This window comes from Streptomyces sp. NPDC001415 (assembly GCF_053597395.1).
Map to the genome: position 1 here is coordinate 36,765 of NZ_JBSFIE010000009.1, position 19,880 is coordinate 56,644.

Sequence of the window (19,880 nt, forward strand, 5' to 3'; positions counted from 1 at the left end):
TTCCTCACGCGGCCGAGGCGACGGCGACCTCCGCCGGGGAGAGCGCGATCTCCAGGACCTGGCGGACGTCCGTCACGGGGTGGACCTCCAGCTTCTGGAGGACCTCCGCCGGGACGTCGTCCAGGTCCGCCTCGTTCCGCTTGGGGATCACCACGGTCGTGATCCCGGCCCGGTGCGCGGCGAGCAGCTTCTGCTTGAGGCCGCCGATCGGCAGCACCCGCCCGGTCAGCGACACCTCACCGGTCATCGCCACGTCGGTACGGACCTGGCGCCCCGAGAGCAGCGAGGACAGCGCGGTGACCAGGGTGATGCCGGCGCTCGGGCCGTCCTTGGGGACCGCGCCCGCCGGGAAGTGGACGTGCACGCCCCGGTCCTTCAAGTCCCCCACCGGAAGCTCCAGTTCGGCTCCGTGCGAGCGCAGGAAGCTCAGCGCGATCTGCGCGGACTCCTTCATCACGTCGCCGAGCTGACCGGTGAGGGTCAGGCCCGCGGCGCCCGTTTCCGGGTCGGCGAGGGACGCCTCGACGAACAGGACGTCGCCGCCGGCCCCGGTGACGGCGAGGCCGGTGGCCACGCCGGGCACCGCGGTGCGCCGCTCGGCCGGGTCCTGGGCGGACTCGGGCACGTGGTGCGGGCGCCCGATCAGGGTGCGCAGGCCGTCGGGGGTGATGGTGAACGGCAGCTCCTGGCCGCCCAGTTCATGCTGGGCCGCCACCTTGCGCAGCAGCCGGGCGATCGAGCGCTCCAGGTTCCGTACGCCGGCCTCCCGGGTGTACTCCCCCGCGAGCTTGCGCAGCGAGGCGTCTTCGAGGACGACCTCGCCGGGCTCCAGACCGGCCCGCTCCAGCTGGCGCGGCAGCAGGTGGTCCCGGGCGATGACGACCTTCTCGTCCTCGGTGTAGCCGTCGAGCCGGACGAGTTCCATACGGTCGAGCAGCGCCTCCGGAATGGCTTCCAGGACGTTCGCCGTCGCGAGGAACACGACATCGCTCAGGTCGAGCTCGACCTCCAGGTAGTGGTCGCGGAAGGTGTGGTTCTGCGCCGGGTCGAGGACTTCGAGCAGGGCAGCCGCCGGGTCGCCCCGGAAGTCGGAGCCCACCTTGTCGATCTCGTCGAGCAGCACGACCGGGTTCATGGACCCGGCCTCCTTGATGGCCCGTACGATCCGGCCGGGCAGGGCGCCGACGTAGGTGCGCCGGTGGCCGCGGATCTCGGCCTCGTCGCGTACGCCGCCCAGCGCGACGCGGACGAACTTGCGGCCCATGGCGTGGGCCACGGACTCGCCGAGCGAGGTCTTGCCGACGCCGGGCGGCCCGACCAGCGCGAGCACGGCGCCGCCGCGGCGGCCGCCGACGACCCCGAGCCCCCGGTCGGCGCGTCGTTTGCGCACCGCCAGGTATTCCGTGATCCGCTCCTTCACGTCCTTCAGGCCCGCGTGCTCGGCATCGAGGATCTCCTGCGCGCCCGGGATGTCGTACACGTCCTCGGTGGTCTCGTTCCAGGGCAGTTCAAGGACGGTGTCGAGCCAGGTGCGGATCCAGGAGCCCTCGGGCGACTGGTCACTGGACCGCTCCAGCTTGTCGACCTCCTTGAGGGCGGCCTCGCGGACCTTCTCGGGCAGGTCGGCGGCCTCGACGCGGGCACGGTAGTCGTCGCTCTCGTCCTCCTCGCCGCCCTCGCCGTTGAGCTCGCGCAACTCCTTGCGCACGGCGTCCAGTTGGCGGCGCAGCAGGAACTCACGCTGCTGCTTGTCCACGCCTTCCTGTACGTCCTTGGCGATGGACTCGGCGACGTCCTGCTCGGCGAGGTGCTCGCGGAGCTGCTCGGTGGCGAGCTTGAGGCGGGCGACCGGGTCGGTCGCCTCCAGGAGCTCGACCTTCTGGGCAGTGGTGAGGAACGGCGAGTACCCGGCGTTGTCGGCGAGCGCGGAGACATCGTCGATCTGCTGGACCCGGTCGACGACCTGCCAGGCCCCGCGCTTCTTCAGCCAGTCGGTGGCGAGCGCCTTGTACTCCTTGACCAGTTCGGTCACCTGGCCCGGCAGCGGTTCGGGCAGGGTCTCCTCGACCCGCGCGCCCTCCACCCACAGCGCGGCCCCGGGCCCGGTGGTCCCGGCCCCGATCCGCACGCGGTGGCGGCCCCGGATGAGGGCACCCGGGTCGCCGTCGGAAAGCCGGCCGACCTGCTCGACGGTCCCGAGCACACCGGTCCCGGCGTACGTTCCGTCGATCCGCGGCACGAGCAGCACCTGCGGCTTCCCCTGATCGGGCCGCGCGGCGGCCTGCGCGGCCTCGACGGCGGCCCGCACCTCGGCATCGGACAGGTCCAGCGGAACCACCATGCCGGGCAGCACGACCTCGTCGTCGAGCGGCAGCACGGGCAGGTTGGTCGGTGTGTACGCCGTGGACTCGGCAGCCATGATCTCCCCTTCGGCAGTCAAGTTGAGCTATGCCGACTCAATGCACCTGAGTCGAGGAATGTTCCCCGAACGGTGTTCGCTCTGAGCGATCACGGGGAGTGTCGCGGGTTGCGGCGCGAGTTTCCGGTACACCTCCGGCGCGGCTCGACCGGGCGCGGCGCACCCGGTCGCGGCGTACGCGGCACCGCATCCGATACCGACTATCTCTCCGCCCGAGTCACGGAAATCTATGTCGGCCGGAGTAGACATTGGGTGGCGGCGTAGCTATGGTTTCTCTCGTAGCCAGAGAGACAACAGGGCCCGGCAGAGACGAACTGCCGGGCAGCGGTAACCGCAGTCGCAGTTCGCAGGACGGTACGGCGGTGGAGTCCCGGAGCCAGGTTTGTTCGCAGGACGGTGACGGGGCTGACCGCCGGACCGGGTGGCCCGCAGTGATCAGGGGCCGCCGAGAGCAGTACCGCAGTTCACGCAGGTGCATTACCCGCGAGTGCAGTACCCGAAAGAGCAGTACCAGCAGTACGCAAGTGATCGATCCCAGAGGGAAGAACGGAGGAGCCAGGCGCCATCAGGATCGCCCGGGCAGAGCTTTGAGCCCGGGTACCGCAGGACATCGATAGTGAGGTGGTCTCCGGTCAAGCAACCGCGATCCCCGCGGCCCCGACAACTTCCAGGTCGGGTCGGCGGAAACAGAAAGCCGGCGCAGTACCAGGGCCGGCAGATGGTGTAGCAGTTCCTTCGGGGCCCGGGTGCCATAAGGCGCTCGGGCCCCTCGACGCGTTCCACAGAGAGGTGCAAATGACAGCAGACGACTCGTTCGGCCGTCTCGACGACGACGACTATCCCGCCTACACGATGGGCCGGGCCGCCGAGATGCTCGGCACCACACAGGGCTTCCTCCGCGCCGTCGGAGAAGCCCGCCTCATCACCCCGCTGCGTTCCGAGGGTGGCCACCGCCGCTACTCCCGCTACCAGCTGCGCATGGCCGCACGCGCCCGGGAGCTCGTCGACCAGGGCACCCCCATCGAGGCCGCCTGCCGCATCGTCATCCTCGAAGACCAGCTCGAAGAAGCCCAGCGCATCAACGCCGAATACCGCCGGGCCGCCGCCGAATCGGGGAAGTCGACGACCGCAGGCTGAGTGGCCCACACCGCCGCGCCTGAGCGCGCCCCGGCCCACTCCAGCGGGCTCCCGCGATGCTCGGTGCCCCTGCCGCCGCATGACCGACGGGCAGGCGCGAGCCGCCACCAGAACAACAGTGAGGGTCCGACCGGCAGGTGCCGGCCGGACCCTCACCGCGTACCGGGTTCGTCGGCGCGCGGCGGTGTGTTCAGTTCGGTGGTCGGAGTATTCAGTGGTCGGAGTAGCTGAAGTCGCCCATGGTCCAAGCACTGACGTCATCGATCGCCACGCGGTACATCCCGCCCGTCTCCGGGATCCCCACCGTGCCCTGCAGGATCCGCGCCACATGGAAATGCAGATGCGTGGGCGCCTTCTGCTCACGCGTCGTGGTGGTGAAGACGGCGGAGAATTCATTCAGGCTGGCCGAGTCCGCCAGGACCTCGGACACCCGCTGCCTCCAGACCGCTTCGGGAGCCAGCCGTCCCGTGATGACAGCACCACCGGCGACCACGGTCAGAGTCATCTGATTGCTGTGCCCGGACTCCACCAGGGCAGCGACGTCAACAAGCAGTTCGTCAGGCTTCGACATGGGAAGCGATTCTAGTCACCGCAGACAGACCCGAACCGAGGCGTAAGGTACCCATAGGCACTTCACCCATTACTAACCAGGGGGCAGCAATGACGTTGACGGCGGCAACCGCACCCGTTCGAGCCACGATCGGCACGCTGGTACGGGCCTGGATCGACGGCTGGGTCGTTTCGCGCGGAACCTCGGACCCGATCGACCGGCCGTGGGGCTGGACGATCGACGCCGGACAGGCCAACCACGTGTCGCGCCACGTGCTGCCAGCCCCTTCGGAGGCGGATGTCCGCGCACTGGTGGCCGCGACGAGCGCGCCCGGCACCTGGCTGAAACTGTTCGCCGACGACGACACCGTACGGCCCTGGCTCGCCGAGGGCTGGCAGTTCGACCAGCCCGGCTTCCTGATGACGGCCCCGCTGACCGCCGAGCGACCGGCGACACCGACCGGCTACACCCTCACGACCTGGACCCGGGCCGGCGTGACCCGAGTCCTGGTCCGCACGACAGAAGGCCACTTCGCGGCCCGCGGCCAGATAGCCCCGACCGGCCCGACCGCCGTGGCCGACCAGATCGAAACCGCCCCCGACCACCAGCGCCGAGGCCTGGGCAGCCTGGTGATGCGCACCCTGCAGAACACGGCGTACGAAGCGGGTGCCAGGACGGGAATCCTGGTCGGCACCCCGGAGGGCCAGGCCCTGTACTCGGCCCTGGGCTGGAGGACCCGCTCCCCCATGGCGAGCCTGTACTTCAAGCCGTCGGCGGGCTGAGGGCCGCCGGAAAACCGGGGGCGGGCGCCGGGGCCGCTCGCCTACATTCGGCGGGCATGAGGCTCACCTCCGCCCAGACCGCCGCGCTCGCCCACGTCCGCACCGCCGCACGATCGGCCGCGCGCCTGGCCGATACCAGGCTGGGTGGCGTGGACGCGGAGGCACTCACCTCGTACGTCATGACCCGTGCTCGGATCACCCTGAACTTCCACCCGGACCGGCTGCGCCCGGCCGACGGGCAGACCGTCGCCGAGGCGCTCGCGGCGGACGGGCTCTACCGGAGCCAGTACGAGACGGGCCTGTCCAACGGAGGCCGCACCGCCTTCCCCGGCGGGGCGCGGGACGAGTGGGAGCGGGATCTGTTCGGCGGCGCCTACCACGCCGACGGCGTACGGCACGGGGAGCGGCCCAAGTACGGGGCGCTCAACCTGCTCGGCCACCCGGACGGCGCCGCGCCCCGCTTCGGCTCCTGCCATGTGCGGCTGCGCGCCGAGGTGAACCACCGGGCCACCTTCTGCCACGGCGACAGCCATCTTGGGCCGAAGGACGTAGGGACCTCCGACGCCTTCACGTCCGTCCTCGCCGGGCTTGCCGAGGGCGGCACCGATGTCCGCCGGAAGCCTTCGGGCGAGCACGGGCGAGCCTTGGACGGATACGTCGAGGCGCAGGTGCACGGCCCGGTCGTGCTCGCCCGGGACGCGGAGGCTCTGGTGCTCGACCCGTCGCTCCGGGGTACGCGAACCGCCCGGCTGCTCGCTTCGACCGGGGTGCCGGTCGAGTGGCACGCCGGGTTCGCGCTCGCGCCGCACGAGGTGGACGCGGAGTTCCGGGGGCCCGTCATGGTGCCACTGGCCGCCCGGGTCTGCCGTGACCACGCCGCCGACGGCCTGCTGAATGCCGAGGTGCTGGGCCACGCGGCGGCGTCCGTCGTCCGCGAGCCGCAGGCATGGGCCGAGTTCGGCACGCAGGACGAGGTGCTCCAGTACGTCAAGCAGCTGTGGCACGTGCTCGCCCGGTACGGGAGACCCGAGGTACGGGCCTGAGAATCAGCCCCGGTTCGTCCGGCGTACGCGGCGTACCGCCGGCCAGCAGGCCAGCCCCACCAGGAGGGCCACCGGGTGGCCCCAGGCCGCCAGGGGTTCCACCATGTCCAGCAGGTCTTCGAGCAGCAGCGCGCCCACCACCGCCAGGGTCGTCCAGCGGAACAGGGGGGCCAGCAGGCCCGTCAGGGCGCCCACCGTTGCCATCAGGCCGAAGCTGATGCCGTAGTCCAGGCGGTGCAGGGAGCTCTCGGGGAGGTGGCCCGCGAGGACGGAGAGGGCCACCGGCACCTCCGTGACCAGGGTCGCCACCACGTGGCCGAGCAGGAAGACCCCCGCCGTGCGCCATCCGCCGATGCGGCGTTCCAGCGCGGCCAGGACGAAGATGAAGACCACGGCGTACGGGGAGGCGATGCCTCCCGCTATCCACAGCGCGCTCCCGAAGATCGCCAGGACCGGTGTCCTCGCCAGGTGGGCCACGTCGGTGCTCGACGCCTGGAGCAGGGTGTCCACCGTGTCCGGGTCGCCGTAGTCCGTGTACAGCGAGGTCACCAGGAGCAGCACCGCGTAGCCGAAGGCGAACGGTGTCGTCGTGGGCGTGGGCAGCGGTTGGCGGGCTCGGGTGAGGCCGACTCGTACGCCAGGGACGCGGGAGGGCGGTGTGTCCACCGGCTCCGGCTTCGGCTGCTGGGCCGGTATCGCGTCGAGTGGGGCGGGTATCGCCTCAAGGCCCGTCGGCAAGGGGCCCTCTGCCGTGGCGGGACGGCGGGTTTCCAGCGGGTGCACCGGGTGAGGCCCCTCCCCCGGGGCGTGGCACGCGCCCGCCCCGAATCAAGCCACGCCCGCGTTCTTCGGCCGTGTTGCGTGGATCGTGTTCCGTGGTTCGTGGATTGTGTTCCGAGTGCTGCGTTGCGCGTGCTGCGCCGCTCTGCGTTCCGTACTCGTTGATGCCTCGCTACAACACTCTTGATACCCCTCTACAACGGCTCACCTTCCGCGAACGACTCCTGCCCCGTCTATGGCGTACGCCACATCGGACAACCTTTGACACGTCCCGAGCGTCCGGGGGCAACTCGCGTGCGCCGCGCCGCCGGACACGGCATCCTCTGCCGCATGGACGACATCGCCACCCTCGACCGGCGCCAGGGACCCCACGGGGAAGTCGTGCTGCGGCAGCGCGGAGCGCGTTTCGAGATCATCGCCAACGGGTGCTTCCTCATGGACACTTCGGACGGCCGCTCGGAACGCCTCCTCATCGATGCGGCGTACGACACACTTTCGCCACGCGCCGCCCGGCCCTCGCTCCTCATCGGCGGGCTCGGCGTCGGCTTCTCGCTCGCACACGCGGCGCAGGACCCCCGCTGGGGCCAAATCGCCGTGGTGGAGAGGGAACAGGCCATCATCGACTGGCACCGCAGGGGCCCACTTGACGCCATTTCCGGCCCGGCTCTGTCCGATTCGCGTACCCGGATCATCCATGTAGATCTGGTCGATTACGTACGTACGGCACAGGACACCTTCGACGCGCTCTGCCTCGACATCGACAACGGGCCCGACTGGACCGTCACCGAGGGCAACGGCGGGCTGTACTCACCGGCCGGACTCGCCCACTGCGCAAGGCGGTTGAACCCCGGCGGGGTGCTCGCCGTGTGGTCCGCGCAGCCGTCCGCAGCCTTTGAACAGGCTCTCCGGAATGCCGGATTCACCGGGGTAAATACCAAAGAGATCCGAGTTGCCCGGGGCGTCCCTGACGTGGTCCATCTCGGCGTTCGCCCTGCGTAGCCGAGATACGGAAAGTGCCTCTAGTCTCTGACCGACACAGGGGATCACCCCACGGATCCCCGGGCGAGCACAGTCAGGGCGGGGCAACCGATGGAGCAGACACACACCGGCCACAACGGCGTCGCGGCGACCCCGGGCGCTCAGCGCAGGGTGCTGGTCGTCGAGGACGACACGACGATCGTCGACGCCATCGCGGCCCGTCTGCGGGCCGAGGGCTTCCAGGTGCAGACGGCCGTCGACGGCCCCGCCGCCGTCGACACGGCCGAGGCCTGGCAGCCGGACCTGATGGTCCTCGACATCATGCTGCCGGGCTTCGACGGCCTGGAGGTCTGCCGCCGGGTCCAGGCCCGGCGGCCCGTGCCGGTCCTCATGCTGACGGCGCGCGACGACGAGACGGACATGCTCGTCGGGCTCGGCGTCGGCGCGGACGACTACATGACCAAGCCGTTCTCGATGCGCGAGCTCGCGGCCCGGGTGCACGTCCTGCTGCGCCGGGTCGAGCGGGCCGCGCTGGCCGCCACCACGCCGCGCACGGGCATACTGCGCCTCGGCGAGCTGGAGATCGACCACGCGCAGCGCCGGGTACGGGTGCGCGGCGAGGACGTCCACCTGACGCCGACCGAGTTCGACCTGCTGAGCTGCCTGGCGAACACGCCGCGCGCCGTACTGTCCCGCGAGCAGCTGCTCGCCGAGGTGTGGGACTGGGCCGACGCGTCCGGCACCCGCACCGTGGACAGCCACATCAAGGCGCTGCGCCGGAAGATCGGGGCCGAGCGCATCCGTACGGTCCACGGCGTCGGCTACGCGCTGGAGACCCCGGCGCCATGAGCCGGGCCGGAGACCGGGCCCGGCAGCTGCGCGGCAGCGGCGAACGGCCCGGCTGGGACGAGCCGGCCAGGCGCGGCGGGTGGGCCAGGGCCAGGCGCGGACTGCGCGGCCAGATCGTGGCGGGGCTGCGGTCGGTCTCCATATCGATCAAGACCAAGCTCGGCACGCTGGTCGTGGTCTCCGTCTTCATCACGACCGGGCTGCTCATGGTGGCCCTGCAGACCCGCACCGAGCTCCGCTTCATCACGGTCTTCTCGGTGATAGCGACCCTGCTGATCACCCAGTTCGTCGCGCACGGGCTCACCGCCCCGCTGGACGAGATGAACACCGTCGCCCGCGCCATCTCGCACGGGGACTACACGCGCCGGGTGCGCGGCGCCGACCGCCGCGACGAGCTCGGCGACCTCGCGGGCACGATCAACCGCATGGCCGACGATCTGGAGGCCGTGGACCGGCACCGCAAGGAACTCGTGGCGAATGTCTCGCACGAGCTGCGCACGCCCATCGCGGCGCTGCGCGCGGTCCTGGAGAACGTCGTGGACGGGGTCTCCGCGGCCGACCCGGAGACGATGCGCACCGCCCTCAAGCAGACCGAGCGCCTGGGCCGCCTGGTCGAGACGCTGCTCGACCTCTCCCGCCTGGACAACGGCGTCGTGACGCTGCGGGCCCACCGCTTCGAGGTGTGGCCGTACCTGTCGGGCGTCCTCAAGGAAGCCAATCTGGCGGCCGCCCAGCGCAAGCTGTCCTCCGGCTCGGGCAACCACCAGCGCGCCGACGTCCACCTCCACCTGGACGTCTCGCCGCCCGAACTGACCGCGCACGCGGACGCGGAGCGGCTGCACCAGGTCGTGGCGAATCTCATCGACAACGCGGTCAAGCACTCCCCGCCACACGGCCGGGTGACCGTACGGGCCCGGCGCGGCCCGCAGCCCGAGTCGCTCGACCTGGAGGTCCTGGACGAGGGGCCCGGCATCCCGCAGTCGGAGTGGCACCGGGTCTTCGAGCGGTTCAACCGCGGCACCGCGCCGTCCCCGCACGGCCCGGGCAGCGACGGCGGTACGGGACTCGGCCTCGCGATCGCGCGCTGGGCGGTGGATCTCCACGGTGGCCGGATCGGCGTGGCCGAATCCACCCGCGGCTGCCGGATCCAGGTCACCCTCCCGGGCACCCCGCGCCCGCAAAGTTGACGTAAAGTTCGAACCGGAAGCAGCCGTTCTGCGTGGTGTTCAGCAGAAGCGGTCGATCAGGGGTGCGGGCCAGGGGGCCCGCAGCCGCGCTGTCGCGTACCCGAAGCGGGTCGCGCAGCTGCGGAACCACGCTTGTTTCCCGCCATTTCACGCCCCGAAACCCGGGTTCCGGTGTGACTTACACGACTGTGGCATGCCCGGCCTGCGCGTCCCGGCCGGGGAGGCGTAGCCTTTATTTCCGCTGTCCATCACCTTGTGAAGCGGAAGAGGGCGGTTACCGCCGTGTCGTCTCAGTCCCCCAGTAATTCGAGCGTCTCGACCGACCAAGACGGGCAGGGCAAGAACCCTGCGGCCGGCTTCGGTGCCAATGAGTGGCTTGTCGACGAGATCTATCAGCAGTACCTCCAGGACCCCAATTCGGTCGACCGTGCCTGGTGGGACTTCTTCGCCGACTACAAGCCGGGTGCCACCGGCACGGCGGACAACCCTGTTCAGGGTGCTCCCACCTCTGCCGCAGCCGCGGGGGCTGCGGCAGCCGCGCCCGCGGCTCCGGCCGCACCGGCCCAGGCCGCTCCGGCACCCGCGGCGCCGGCCACCCCGGCCGCAGCTCCCGCGCCGGCCAAGGCCGCGGCCGCTGCTCCGGCTCCGGCTCCGGCTCCGGCGAAGCCCGCTGCCGCTGCCGCGCCCGCCAAGCCCGCGGCGAAGGCGGCCGAGCCGACCGAAGCCCCGGCCGGTCCTGAGTTCGTGACGCTGCGCGGCCCCGCCGCCGCGGTCGCCAAGAACATGAACGCCTCCATCGAGGTCCCCACGGCCACGTCCGTGCGCGCGGTCCCGGTGAAGCTGCTGTTCGACAACCGCATCGTCATCAACAACCACCTCAAGCGCGCCCGGGGCGGGAAGATCTCCTTCACGCACCTCATCGGGTACGCGATGGTGCAGGCCATCAAGGCCATGCCGTCGATGAACCACTCCTTCGTCGAGAAGGACGGCAAGCCCACCCTGGTCAAGCCGGAGCACATCAACTTCGGCCTGGCCATCGACCTGGTGAAGCCCAACGGCGACCGCCAGCTCGTCGTCGCCGGCATCAAGAAGGCCGAGACGCTCGACTTCTTCGAGTTCTGGCAGGCGTACGAGGACATCGTCCGCCGCGCCCGGAACAACAAGCTGACGATGGACGACTTCACCGGCGTCACCGTCTCGCTGACCAACCCCGGCGGGCTCGGCACCGTCCACTCGGTGCCGCGTCTGATGCCCGGTCAGTCGGTCATCATGGGCGTCGGCTCGATGGACTACCCGGCCGAGTTCCAGGGCACCTCCCAGGACACCCTGAACAAGCTGGGCATCTCGAAGGTGATGACCCTCACCTCGACGTACGACCACCGGGTCATCCAGGGTGCCGCGTCCGGCGAGTTCCTGCGCATCGTCGCCAACCTGCTGCTCGGCGACGACGGCTTCTACGACGACATCTTCGAGGCGCTTCGGATCCCCTACGAGCCGGTCCGCTGGCTCAAGGACATCGACGCCTCGCACGACGACGACGTCACGAAGGCCGCCCGCGTCTTCGAGCTGATCCACTCCTACCGGGTCCGCGGCCATGTCATGGCCGACACCGACCCGCTGGAGTACCGCCAGCGCAAGCACCCCGACCTGGACATCACCGAGCACGGCCTCACCCTGTGGGACCTGGAGCGGGAGTTCGCGGTCGGCGGCTTCGCCGGCAAGTCCCTGATGAAGCTGCGCGACGTCCTCGGCGTCCTGCGCGACTCGTACTGCCGCACCACCGGCATCGAGTTCATGCACATCCAGGACCCCAAGCAGCGCAAGTGGATCCAGGACCGCGTCGAGCGCTCGCACTCCAAGCCGGAGCGCGAGGAGCAGCTGCGCATCCTGCGCCGCCTGAACGCGGCCGAGGCGTTCGAGACCTTCCTGCAGACCAAGTACGTCGGCCAGAAGCGCTTCTCGCTCGAAGGCGGCGAGTCGGTCATCCCGCTGCTCGACGCCGTCATCGACAGCGCCGCCGAGTCGCGCCTGGACGAGGTCGTCATCGGCATGGCCCACCGCGGCCGCCTGAACGTGCTCGCCAACATCGTCGGCAAGTCGTACGCGCAGATCTTCCGCGAGTTCGAGGGCAACCTCGACCCGAAGTCGATGCACGGCTCCGGCGACGTGAAGTACCACCTGGGCGCCTCGGGCACCTTCACGGGTCTGGACGGCGAGCAGATCAAGGTCTCGCTCGTCGCGAACCCCTCGCACCTGGAGGCGGTCGACCCGGTCCTGGAGGGTGTCGCCCGCGCCAAGCAGGACGTCATCAACAAGGGCGGCACGGACTTCACGGTCCTGCCCGTCGCCCTGCACGGTGACGCGGCCTTCGCCGGCCAGGGTGTCGTCGCCGAGACCCTGAACATGTCGCAGCTGCGCGGCTACCGCACCGGCGGCACGGTCCACATCGTCATCAACAACCAGGTCGGCTTCACCGCCGCCCCGGAGTCGTCGCGCTCGTCCATGTACGCCACCGACGTGGCCCGCATGATCGAGGCGCCGATCATCCACGTGAACGGCGACGACCCGGAGGCCGTGGTCCGCGTCGCGCGGCTCGCCTTCGAGTTCCGCCAGACGTTCAACAAGGACGTCGTGATCGACCTCATCTGCTACCGCCGCCGCGGTCACAACGAGGGCGACAACCCGCAGTTCACCAACCCGCAGATGTACAACCTGATCGACAAGAAGCGCTCGGTGCGCAAGCTCTACACCGAGTCGCTCATCGGTCGCGGCGACATCACCCTGGAAGAGGCCGAGCAGGCCCTGCAGGACTTCCAGGGCCAGCTGGAGAAGGTGTTCGCGGAGGTCCGCGAGGCCACCACCTCGGCGCCGGGCGAGATCCACTCGACCGACCCGCAGGCCCAGTTCCCGGTCGCGGTCACCACGGCGGTCTCGCAGGAGATCGTCAAGCGCATCGCCGAGTCGCAGGTGAACATCCCGGAGCGGATCACGGTTCACCCGCGTCTGATGCCGCAGATGCAGCGCCGCGCCGCCTCGGTCGAGGACGGCACGATCGACTGGGGCATGGGCGAGACCCTGGCCATCGGCTCGCTGCTCATGGAGGGCGTCCCGGTCCGGCTTTCCGGCCAGGACACCCGCCGCGGCACCTTCGGCCAGCGCCACGCGGTCCTGGTGGACCAGGTCACGGGCGAGGACTACACGCCGCTGATGTACCTCTCCGAGGACCAGGCGCGCTACAACGTCTACGACTCCCTGCTCTCCGAGTACGCGGCGATGGGCTTCGAGTACGGCTACTCGCTGGCCCGTCCCGAGTCCCTGGTGATGTGGGAGGCGCAGTTCGGCGACTTCGTCAACGGCGCCCAGACGGTCGTGGACGAGTTCATCTCCTCGGCCGAGCAGAAGTGGGGCCAGACGTCCGGCGTCACCCTGCTGCTGCCGCACGGCTACGAGGGCCAGGGACCGGACCACTCGTCCGCCCGCCCGGAGCGCTTCCTCCAGATGTGCGCGCAGAACAACATGACGGTCGCGATGCCGACGCTGCCGTCGAACTACTTCCACCTGCTGCGCTGGCAGGTCCACAACCCGCACCACAAGCCGCTCATCGTCTTCACCCCGAAGTCGATGCTGCGTCTGAAGGCGGCGGCGTCGAAGGCCGAGGAGTTCACCAGCGGCGGCTTCCGCCCGGTGATCGGCGACGAGCACGTGGACGCCAACGCGGTCCGCAAGGTCGTCTTCTGCGCGGGCAAGGTCTACTACGACCTGGCCGCCGAGCGCGAGAAGCGCGGCGCGACGGACACGGCGATCATCCGCATCGAGCGCCTGTACCCGCTGCCGGGTGCCGAGCTCCAGGCGGAGATCGCCAAGTTCCCGAACGCCGAGAAGTACCTGTGGGCCCAGGAGGAGCCGGCGAACCAGGGTGCCTGGCCGTTCATCGCGCTCAACCTGATCGACCACCTGGATCTGGCTGTCGGCGCGGACGTGCCGCACGGCGAGCGCCTGCGCCGCATCTCGCGTCCGCACGGCTCGTCCCCGGCGGTGGGCTCGAAGAAGCGCCACGAGCAGGAGCAGGAGCAGCTGGTGAACGAGGTCTTCGAGGCCTAGTACCGACTGGCCGTACGGCCGACTGGTCATACGCGGTCGGCCGTACGCATACGAAGGGCCCGGCATCCCGAGTTGGTGGGGATGCCGGGCCCTTCGGCGTAACTGCCGGCTCTCAGCTCTCGTCTTCGTTCTCGTGGTCGGCGCCCCCGGTCGGGGGCACGCGTATGACCACGCTGCCGCTGGCCAGGTCTATCGGGCCGCGCCCGGGGTCGGAGTCGCCGACCTCGTCGAGCGTGATCTCCTGCCGGCGGCGTTCTTCTTCCGTGTGCCGCCGCGCGGGCGCGAAGAGCTCGTCGAGCCCACCGAACATCCGAAGCCACCTCCGTCAGCCGTCCCCGAGCATCCAACGTAACCCGGTTGGCGGCCCGGATACCCTGGGGCCGAACATCCGGTACGTCCCAGGAGCAAGTTGTGTACTTCACCGACCGCGGCATCGAGGAGCTGGAGAAGCGGCGCGGCGAGGAGGAGGTCACCTTCGAGTGGCTCGCCGAGCAGTTGCGTACCTTCGTCGATCTGAACCCGGACTTCGAGGTTCCTGTGGAGCGGCTCGCCACGTGGCTGGCGCGGCTGGACGACGAGGACGAGGAAGAGTGAGCCGAGGTCCGGAGCAGACCAGGGACTGAACGCGTAATACGCGTCAGCCGCAGGGCCGGGCGCGCATCCGGTCGTACGCGAGGCTCAGTACCCCGTGGGCGACCAGGATCGCGCCCGCTGCCGTCCAGCCGCCGCTGCGGCGCCTGAGGCCCCAGAGCGTGAGCGGGAGGCCCGCGGCGAGTTGGGCGGCGCCCAGGAGGCGGGCCTTGGGGCCGCGCACCCAAGGGCCGAGGGGGCTGTCCTCGACCGCGTCGAGTTCGGCACGTACGGCATCGCGCCAGCCGGACCATTCGATCGTCTCGGCGCCCTGTGCGGCGGCCACCGAGCGCAGCCGGTCGGTGGGCTCACCGGGGGTGAGCCCAGCGGGCAGGGCGACGCCCGTGCGGGCCAGGATCGCGATCAGGCCGAGGAGCCGGGCCCGGGCGTCGGCGGACGAATCGGGCCGGGTCAGACCGTCGAGCGCCTCCACGTCGAGTACGGGGTCGAGGCCCAGCCGGGCAGCGAACGTACGCATCGCCTCGCTCTCGCCGACCGGGGTGCCGTCGGCGAGCCAGATGTAGCCGACCGTACGGCGAAAGCCCGAGGCCAGGGTGTAGCCCGCCCGGGAGTCGTCCCACCACAGCGCGATCGCGGGCCAGCCCGCCCCGACCGTGAGCGCGCCCGCCCAGCCGGCGAGCACCTGGTCGACGGGGTCGGTGCCGGTCAGCCAGGGTTTGGCCGCGGGGACCAGCACGCTCCAGCCGTCGCCCGCCGGGGCGAGGAGCATCCGCTCGCGCAGCAGGTGGGCGACCGGGCGGACCGCCGGGGGTTCGGCGCGGCAGAGGAGCAGGGCTCCGGGTACGGCGGCAGGAGCGACGGACATGATCCATACGCTAGGGCATCTTTGGCCCGATTTCGCCATATACGTACAGATATGAGCTGTACAGACGTGAGCCGTGCGGGCATGGGCCGGGATCGCCGCCCTTGACTTTCCCAGACCGCGATATATCGTGTCTAGCGAGAGACGCGATATGTTGCGTCTTGTAGTATGACCTGTCGCAGTACGCGGTGCGCACTCCCGTAGTACCCGCCCGCGGTACCCACTCGCAGCGCCCAGGAGGTCAGCACATGTCCGAGTCCACGTGGGCCGTCCCAGACTCGCGGAAGTTCACCTTCGACGAGTCCGACGAGCCGTTGACGAAGCTCCAGGTGCGCATCGTCAACGGAACAGTGAACGTGGTGGGCACCGAGGAAAGTTCCGCCCGCCTTGAGATCTCGTCGGTCGAAGGGCCACCGCTGATCGTGACGCGGAACGGGTCCACGCTCACCGTCGCCTACGAGGACCTGCCCTGGCGCGGCTTCCTCAAGTGGCTCGACCGCAGGGGCTGGGACCGCAGTGCGGTGGTCTCGCTCGCCGTGCCGGCCGACGCGGACGTCGAGGTCGGCACGGTGGGCGCGGGCGCCGTGGTCTCCGGGATACGGGGGCGTACGGAGGTGCGCGGCGTCAGCGGCGACACCACCCTCGTGACGCTGGCGGGCCCGGTCCGCGCCGAGAGCGTCACCGGCAACCTGGAGGCTCAGGCGGTCACCGGCGAGCTCCGCTTCAAGTCGGTCTCCGGCGACCTGACGGTCATCGAGGGGGCCGGGGGCTGCGTGGCGGCCGAGTCGGTGACCGGCGACATGCTGCTCGACCTCGACCCGGGCGCGAAGGCCACCGACATCCGGCTGACCACGGTGTCGGGCGAGGTCGCCATCCGGCTGCCGCACCCGGCCGACGCGCACGTCGAGGCCAACACCGCCAGCGGGACCGTCTCCAACGCGTTCGAGGACCTGCGGGTCAGCGGACAGTGGGGCACGAAGAAGATCACCGGCACACTGGGAGCGGGCAACGGCACGCTCAAGGCGACGACCGTCTCCGGCTCGATCGCGCTCCTGCGCAGGCTGGCGGACGAGGAACCGCCCTTCGAGGACGCGCCCAGCCCCGCCGACGACCCGTCCGGCTCGGCCGGCTCGACCAAGAAGGTGCTCTGACATGCCCCCCGTCTTCGCCCACGGCCGCCTCCGCCTCTACCTCCTCAAGCTGCTCGACGAGGCGCCGCGCCACGGGTACGAGGTGATCCGGCTGCTTGAGGAGCGCTTCCAGGGGCTGTACGCGCCGAGCGCCGGCACCGTCTACCCGCGGCTCGCCAAGCTGGAGGCCGAGGGGCTTGTCACGCACACCTCCGAGGGTGGCCGCAAGGTCTACTCGATCACCGACGCGGGCCGCGCGGAGTTGGCGGGCCGGGGCGGTGAACTCGCCGATCTGGAGCTGGAGATCCGCGAGTCCGTCTCCGAACTCGCCGCCGAGATCCGCGACGACGTACGCGGTGCGGCGGGCAGCCTCCGCGACGACATGCGCCGCGCGGCCCGCGAGGCGCGTACGGGCCAGGCGTCCGGGGGCGGCGGCCGGGGCGCCCGGAAGGGGTTCCCCGAGGCCTCCGACTTCTTCGACAGCGCATGGGGCGACGGCGAGGCCTGGCAGCAGGCGAAGGACGAGTTCAAGCGCGCGAAGCAGGAGTGGAAGGAGCAGGCGCGCCGGGCGAAGGACGAGTCCCGGCGGGCCCGCGACGAGGCCCAGCAGGCCCGGCGCCAGGCGAAGGAGGCCCAGGAGAAGGCGCGCGAGGAGATGCAGCGGGTCGCCCGGGACGTCCAGCGCCAGGTGCAGGAGCACTTCGCGCGGGGCGACTGGCCGACGGGCGTACGCGAGGGGCTCGCGGAGATCACCAAGGAGCTGGGGCGGTTCGGGTTCGGCCAGCCACCGGCATCGTCGCCGACCGCGTCCTCGCCGGAGGCGGATGTCACGGTCGAGCGGATTGATCTCGGCAAGCCGGACGCCGAGCCCGGGCCGGAGCCGGAGTGGGCGCGGGAGGAGCCGTCCGGGAACCCCGCACGGGACCTCGACCGGCTGCTCGACCGCTTCCGGGACGACATCCGGGATGCGGCCCGGGACCACGGGGTGACGGAGCCCCAACTGGCCGAGGCCCGCCACCACTTGGCCACGGCGGCGGCCCACATCGGGGCGGCCCTGCGCCCCCGCCGGGGCTAGCCAGAACAAGGAAGCCCGCCCCACCCCTGGGGCTCCGCCCCAGACCCCGGGCCCTTGCCACCCGCCCACCCGTACAGCGGGTTGAACCAGCTGAGCCCCGGGGGGGAGCCCCAGCCCCCGAGGGTCGACGCTGCCAGGGGCGCGGGGAACGGCGCGAGAACCGCATACGGCGCGAGGCCGCGATCGGGTTTTTTCAGGGGCGCGGGGAACGGCGCGACCAGCCACGAACAGCCCGCAGCGAAACGACCACAAAGGGGGGCCGGGCGGAGCCCGAAGGAGGGCCGGGCGGAGCCCGAAGGGGGCGAGGGGCGAAGGCCCCTCTCGGGGCGCGGCCCTCCGCCGAGCCCTCCGCGGCCCCGCGCCAGAACCGCCCGCCCTCACCCACCCTCGCCGAACAGCACCCTCTCCACACCCCCATACGTCCCCCCGAACTCCGCGAGGACCTCCCCCACCGACCCCGGCATCGAGGTCAGCGCCAGCAACAGGTGCTCGTCGCCGATCTCCTTCTGCTTGCGGGCCACGGCCATCCTCAGGGACTTCTCCAGGACCTTCTTCGACTCCTTCGTAAAGGAGGGGCGGCCCGAGGGCCACGCCTTGCCGGGGGTCGCGGCCGCCAGGGCGCCCGGGCCGTGGGTCTCCTCGACCCTCGCCACGATCTCCTCGACGGAGATGCCGAGCCCGGCAAGGGCGTCCTCGTCCGCCTTGGACATGCCGCCCCGGCGCCGCGCGGCGGCCAGCGCCTCGGTGACTTCGGCGCGCCGGTCGGTGACCCCGAGGGAGGTGAGCGCGAAGGCCGCCTTGGAGCCCTCGCGGTCGAGGAGGGCGAGGAGCAGGTGCTCCTCGGTCACCACCGGGGACCCCGCACGCGAGGCGTGCTCGACCGCGCCCGTCACCACTCCACGGGCGTTCCCCGTGAATCGCTCGAACATCAATTCCTCCCGTGCTTCTTGTGGACGGCCTGCCGGCTGACCCCCAGCTCGGCGGCGATCTCCTGCCATGACCAGCCCTGGTTGCGGGCACTTCGTACCTGTACGGATTCGAGCTGTTCCAGGAGCCGCCGCAGCGCGGCGACGGCTCGCAGTCCGACCCTCGGGTCGCGGTCGCCGGCTCGTGCGGCGAGATCGGTGGCCTCGGTCATAGGTGTCAATTTACGTTGACACCCCTTCGCCTGTCAACTCTGGTTGACACCGAGCCCACGCGAGCCGAGCCCACGCAAAAGGCCGCGGCCCCGCGCACACGTACACGCGGAACCGCGGCCCCAGGAGCCCGGCGGCAGGACTCACCCCACCGTGAGGACCACCTTCCCGAACAGGTCCCCCGAGGCCACCTTCTCGAAGCCCTCGCGCGCCCGGTCCAGCGGGAGCACCTCGTCGATGACGGGACGTACGCCCGTCGCCGAGCAGAACGCGAGGAGGTCCTCCAGCTCGTCCTTCGTGCCCATCGTCGAGCCGACGACCTTGAGCTCCAGGAAGAAGATGCGGGTCAGTTCGGCGTGCGCGGGGCGGTCGCCGCTGGTGGCGCCCGAAATGACCAACGTGCCGCCGGGGCGCAGGGACTTGACCGAGTGCGACCAGGTCGCGGCACCCACCGTCTCGATCACCGCGTCGACGCGCTGCGGCAGCCGCGCACCGGGTTCGTACGCCTCGACGGCGCCCAGTTCCACGGCCCGCCTGCGCTTGGCCTCGTCGCGGCTGGTGGCGAAGACCCGCAGGCCGGCCGCCTTGCCGAGCACGATCGCGGCGGTGGCGACGCCGCCTCCCGCACCCTGCACCAGGACCGAATCCCCAGGCCGCACCCCGGCGTTGGTGAACAGCATCCGGTACGCCGTCAGCCAGGCGGTCGGCATGCAGGCCGCCTCCGCGAAGCTCAGTTCCTTCGGCTTCGGCAGTACGTTCCAGGTGGGGACGGCGACCTGCTCGGCGAAGGTGCCCTGGTACTTCTCGGTGAGGATCGAGCGGCCCTCGGTGGGGCCGACGCCGTGGCCGGTCTGGCCGATCACCGAGTGCAGGACGACCTCGTTGCCGTCCTGGTCGACCCCGGCCGCGTCGCAGCCGAGGATCATCGGCAGCTTGTCCTCGGTGAGTCCGACCCCGCGCAGCGACCAGACGTCGTGGTGGTTGAGGGAGGCGGCCCGTACGTCGACGAGCGTCCAGCCGGGGCGTACCTCGGGGGCCGGCCGCTCCCCCAACTCAAGGCCGCTGAGCGGCTGGTCACGGTCGATGCGGGCGGCGTAGGCGGCGAACATGGCCCTGACCCTAGAGCGCGCGGCCCGGCCGCCGGAACCTCCCACGGCTGTGACGCCTCGCACGCCGGGAAGGGCGACGAAAAAGCCGTGCCGGGCTCCCCCGAAGGAGAGCCCGGCACGGCTCGCGCAAGAACGGATCCCGGTACGGCTC

Annotated in this window: 18 protein-coding genes; 10 read left to right on the plus strand and 8 right to left on the minus strand. The window is 70.9% G+C overall.

The annotated features are described in order from the left end of the window. Positions 1–4 precede the first annotated feature (4 nt). Entirely contained in the window at positions 5–2,419 is a 2,415-nt protein-coding gene (gene lon / locus ACWC2B_RS14440) for an endopeptidase La (RefSeq protein ID WP_450716783.1), read from the minus strand. A gap of 795 nt (positions 2,420–3,214) precedes the next feature. Here lon and ACWC2B_RS14445 point away from each other — a divergent pair. Next, positions 3,215–3,556 carry a MerR family transcriptional regulator gene (locus tag ACWC2B_RS14445; RefSeq protein WP_450716784.1) on the plus strand — a complete coding sequence of 114 codons (342 nt, stop codon included), beginning with the start codon at positions 3,215–3,217 and terminating at the stop codon, positions 3,554–3,556. A gap of 211 nt (positions 3,557–3,767) precedes the next feature. On the opposite strand, the gene ACWC2B_RS14450 is transcribed toward ACWC2B_RS14445, so the two are convergent. Further along, entirely contained in the window at positions 3,768–4,127 is a 360-nt protein-coding gene (locus tag ACWC2B_RS14450) for a hypothetical protein (protein ID WP_450716785.1), read from the minus strand. An 89-nt stretch (positions 4,128–4,216) separates the two neighbouring features. On the opposite strand from ACWC2B_RS14450, the gene ACWC2B_RS14455 reads away from it, so the two are divergent. Beyond that, a complete protein-coding gene (locus ACWC2B_RS14455) occupies positions 4,217–4,888 on the plus strand; it encodes a GNAT family N-acetyltransferase (RefSeq protein ID WP_450716786.1) in 672 nt (223 codons plus the stop codon). A gap of 56 nt (positions 4,889–4,944) precedes the next feature. Beyond that, on the plus strand, positions 4,945–5,931 hold the full coding sequence (locus ACWC2B_RS14460; protein ID WP_450716787.1) for a DUF3626 domain-containing protein: 987 nt from the start codon (positions 4,945–4,947) through the stop codon (positions 5,929–5,931). 3 nt (positions 5,932–5,934) lie between these two features. Here ACWC2B_RS14460 and ACWC2B_RS14465 read toward each other — a convergent pair whose 3' ends face one another. After that, on the minus strand, positions 5,935–6,714 hold the full coding sequence (locus tag ACWC2B_RS14465) for a rhomboid-like protein (RefSeq protein ID WP_450716788.1): 780 nt from the start codon (positions 6,712–6,714) through the stop codon (positions 5,935–5,937). 327 nt (positions 6,715–7,041) lie between these two features. On the opposite strand from ACWC2B_RS14465, the gene ACWC2B_RS14470 reads away from it, so the two are divergent. From ACWC2B_RS14470 to ACWC2B_RS14485, 4 genes are all read left to right on the plus strand, one after another. Continuing rightward, positions 7,042–7,710 carry a spermidine synthase gene (locus ACWC2B_RS14470; protein ID WP_450716789.1) on the plus strand — a complete coding sequence of 223 codons (669 nt, stop codon included), beginning with the start codon at positions 7,042–7,044 and terminating at the stop codon, positions 7,708–7,710. Positions 7,711–7,800: 90 nt separating this feature from the next. After that, complete coding sequence (locus tag ACWC2B_RS14475; RefSeq protein WP_053730675.1) at positions 7,801–8,538, plus strand: response regulator transcription factor; 738 nt, start codon at positions 7,801–7,803, stop codon at positions 8,536–8,538. Beyond that, positions 8,535–9,725, plus strand: coding sequence for a HAMP domain-containing sensor histidine kinase (locus ACWC2B_RS14480; protein ID WP_450716790.1), 1,191 nt, complete (start codon positions 8,535–8,537; stop codon positions 9,723–9,725). Before ACWC2B_RS14475 ends, ACWC2B_RS14480 begins: the two co-directional genes overlap by 4 nt. Before the next feature lie 282 nt (positions 9,726–10,007). Further along, positions 10,008–13,826 carry a multifunctional oxoglutarate decarboxylase/oxoglutarate dehydrogenase thiamine pyrophosphate-binding subunit/dihydrolipoyllysine-residue succinyltransferase subunit gene (locus ACWC2B_RS14485; protein ID WP_450716791.1) on the plus strand — a complete coding sequence of 1,273 codons (3,819 nt, stop codon included), beginning with the start codon at positions 10,008–10,010 and terminating at the stop codon, positions 13,824–13,826. Positions 13,827–13,938: 112 nt separating this feature from the next. Here ACWC2B_RS14485 and ACWC2B_RS14490 read toward each other — a convergent pair whose 3' ends face one another. After that, positions 13,939–14,136, minus strand: a complete 198-nt coding sequence (locus tag ACWC2B_RS14490; RefSeq protein WP_450716792.1) for a DUF6191 domain-containing protein — start codon at positions 14,134–14,136, stop codon at positions 13,939–13,941. A gap of 101 nt (positions 14,137–14,237) precedes the next feature. On the opposite strand from ACWC2B_RS14490, the gene ACWC2B_RS14495 reads away from it, so the two are divergent. Then, positions 14,238–14,420 (plus strand): DUF6104 family protein, encoded by a 183-nt coding sequence (locus ACWC2B_RS14495; protein ID WP_053730670.1) that lies wholly within the window; start codon positions 14,238–14,240, stop codon positions 14,418–14,420. Between the two features lie 43 nt (positions 14,421–14,463). On the opposite strand, the gene ACWC2B_RS14500 is transcribed toward ACWC2B_RS14495, so the two are convergent. Further along, entirely contained in the window at positions 14,464–15,282 is an 819-nt protein-coding gene (locus tag ACWC2B_RS14500) for a hypothetical protein (protein WP_450716793.1), read from the minus strand. 245 nt (positions 15,283–15,527) lie between these two features. Here ACWC2B_RS14500 and ACWC2B_RS14505 point away from each other — a divergent pair, with 245 nt between their 5' ends. Then, the gene (locus ACWC2B_RS14505; protein ID WP_450716794.1) at positions 15,528–16,430 is read left to right on the plus strand and encodes a DUF4097 family beta strand repeat-containing protein; all 903 of its coding nucleotides are present in this window, start codon (positions 15,528–15,530) and stop codon (positions 16,428–16,430) included. A gap of 1 nt (position 16,431) precedes the next feature. Continuing rightward, complete coding sequence (locus ACWC2B_RS14510; protein ID WP_450716795.1) at positions 16,432–17,484, plus strand: helix-turn-helix transcriptional regulator; 1,053 nt, start codon at positions 16,432–16,434, stop codon at positions 17,482–17,484. A gap of 377 nt (positions 17,485–17,861) precedes the next feature. Here the strand turns inward: ACWC2B_RS14510 and ACWC2B_RS14515 are convergent, their stop codons facing one another. The 3 genes from ACWC2B_RS14515 to ACWC2B_RS14525 all read right to left on the minus strand — a co-directional run bounded on the left by ACWC2B_RS14515 (position 17,862) and on the right by ACWC2B_RS14525 (position 19,729). Continuing rightward, positions 17,862–18,413 carry a Clp protease N-terminal domain-containing protein gene (locus ACWC2B_RS14515; protein ID WP_450716796.1) on the minus strand — a complete coding sequence of 184 codons (552 nt, stop codon included), beginning with the start codon at positions 18,411–18,413 and terminating at the stop codon, positions 17,862–17,864. Next, positions 18,413–18,622, minus strand: coding sequence for a helix-turn-helix domain-containing protein (locus tag ACWC2B_RS14520; RefSeq protein ID WP_053730665.1), 210 nt, complete (start codon positions 18,620–18,622; stop codon positions 18,413–18,415). The genes ACWC2B_RS14515 and ACWC2B_RS14520 overlap by 1 nt, the downstream gene beginning before the upstream one ends. A 141-nt stretch (positions 18,623–18,763) precedes the next feature. Beyond that, complete coding sequence (locus ACWC2B_RS14525; protein ID WP_450716797.1) at positions 18,764–19,729, minus strand: zinc-binding dehydrogenase; 966 nt, start codon at positions 19,727–19,729, stop codon at positions 18,764–18,766. Between the last annotated feature and the right edge of the window lie 151 nt (positions 19,730–19,880).

Excerpts from the sequence above, each read along its gene's own strand:
- lon (WP_450716783.1), bottom strand. The coding sequence starts at position 2,419 with ATGGCTGCCGAGTCCACGGCGTACACACCGACCAACCTGCCCGTGCTG.
- ACWC2B_RS14445 (WP_450716784.1), top strand. The coding sequence starts at position 3,215 with ATGACAGCAGACGACTCGTTCGGCCGTCTCGACGACGACGACTATCCC.
- ACWC2B_RS14450 (WP_450716785.1), bottom strand. The coding sequence starts at position 4,127 with ATGTCGAAGCCTGACGAACTGCTTGTTGACGTCGCTGCCCTGGTGGAG.
- ACWC2B_RS14455 (WP_450716786.1), top strand. The coding sequence starts at position 4,217 with ATGACGTTGACGGCGGCAACCGCACCCGTTCGAGCCACGATCGGCACG.
- ACWC2B_RS14460 (WP_450716787.1), top strand. The coding sequence starts at position 4,945 with ATGAGGCTCACCTCCGCCCAGACCGCCGCGCTCGCCCACGTCCGCACC.
- ACWC2B_RS14470 (WP_450716789.1), top strand. The coding sequence starts at position 7,042 with ATGGACGACATCGCCACCCTCGACCGGCGCCAGGGACCCCACGGGGAA.
- ACWC2B_RS14475 (WP_053730675.1), top strand. The coding sequence starts at position 7,801 with ATGGAGCAGACACACACCGGCCACAACGGCGTCGCGGCGACCCCGGGC.
- ACWC2B_RS14480 (WP_450716790.1), top strand. The coding sequence starts at position 8,535 with ATGAGCCGGGCCGGAGACCGGGCCCGGCAGCTGCGCGGCAGCGGCGAA.
- ACWC2B_RS14490 (WP_450716792.1), bottom strand. The coding sequence starts at position 14,136 with ATGTTCGGTGGGCTCGACGAGCTCTTCGCGCCCGCGCGGCGGCACACG.
- ACWC2B_RS14500 (WP_450716793.1), bottom strand. The coding sequence starts at position 15,282 with ATGTCCGTCGCTCCTGCCGCCGTACCCGGAGCCCTGCTCCTCTGCCGC.
- ACWC2B_RS14505 (WP_450716794.1), top strand. The coding sequence starts at position 15,528 with ATGTCCGAGTCCACGTGGGCCGTCCCAGACTCGCGGAAGTTCACCTTC.
- ACWC2B_RS14510 (WP_450716795.1), top strand. The coding sequence starts at position 16,432 with ATGCCCCCCGTCTTCGCCCACGGCCGCCTCCGCCTCTACCTCCTCAAG.
- ACWC2B_RS14515 (WP_450716796.1), bottom strand. The coding sequence starts at position 18,413 with ATGTTCGAGCGATTCACGGGGAACGCCCGTGGAGTGGTGACGGGCGCG.
- ACWC2B_RS14520 (WP_053730665.1), bottom strand. The coding sequence starts at position 18,622 with ATGACCGAGGCCACCGATCTCGCCGCACGAGCCGGCGACCGCGACCCG.
- ACWC2B_RS14525 (WP_450716797.1), bottom strand. The coding sequence starts at position 19,729 with ATGTTCGCCGCCTACGCCGCCCGCATCGACCGTGACCAGCCGCTCAGC.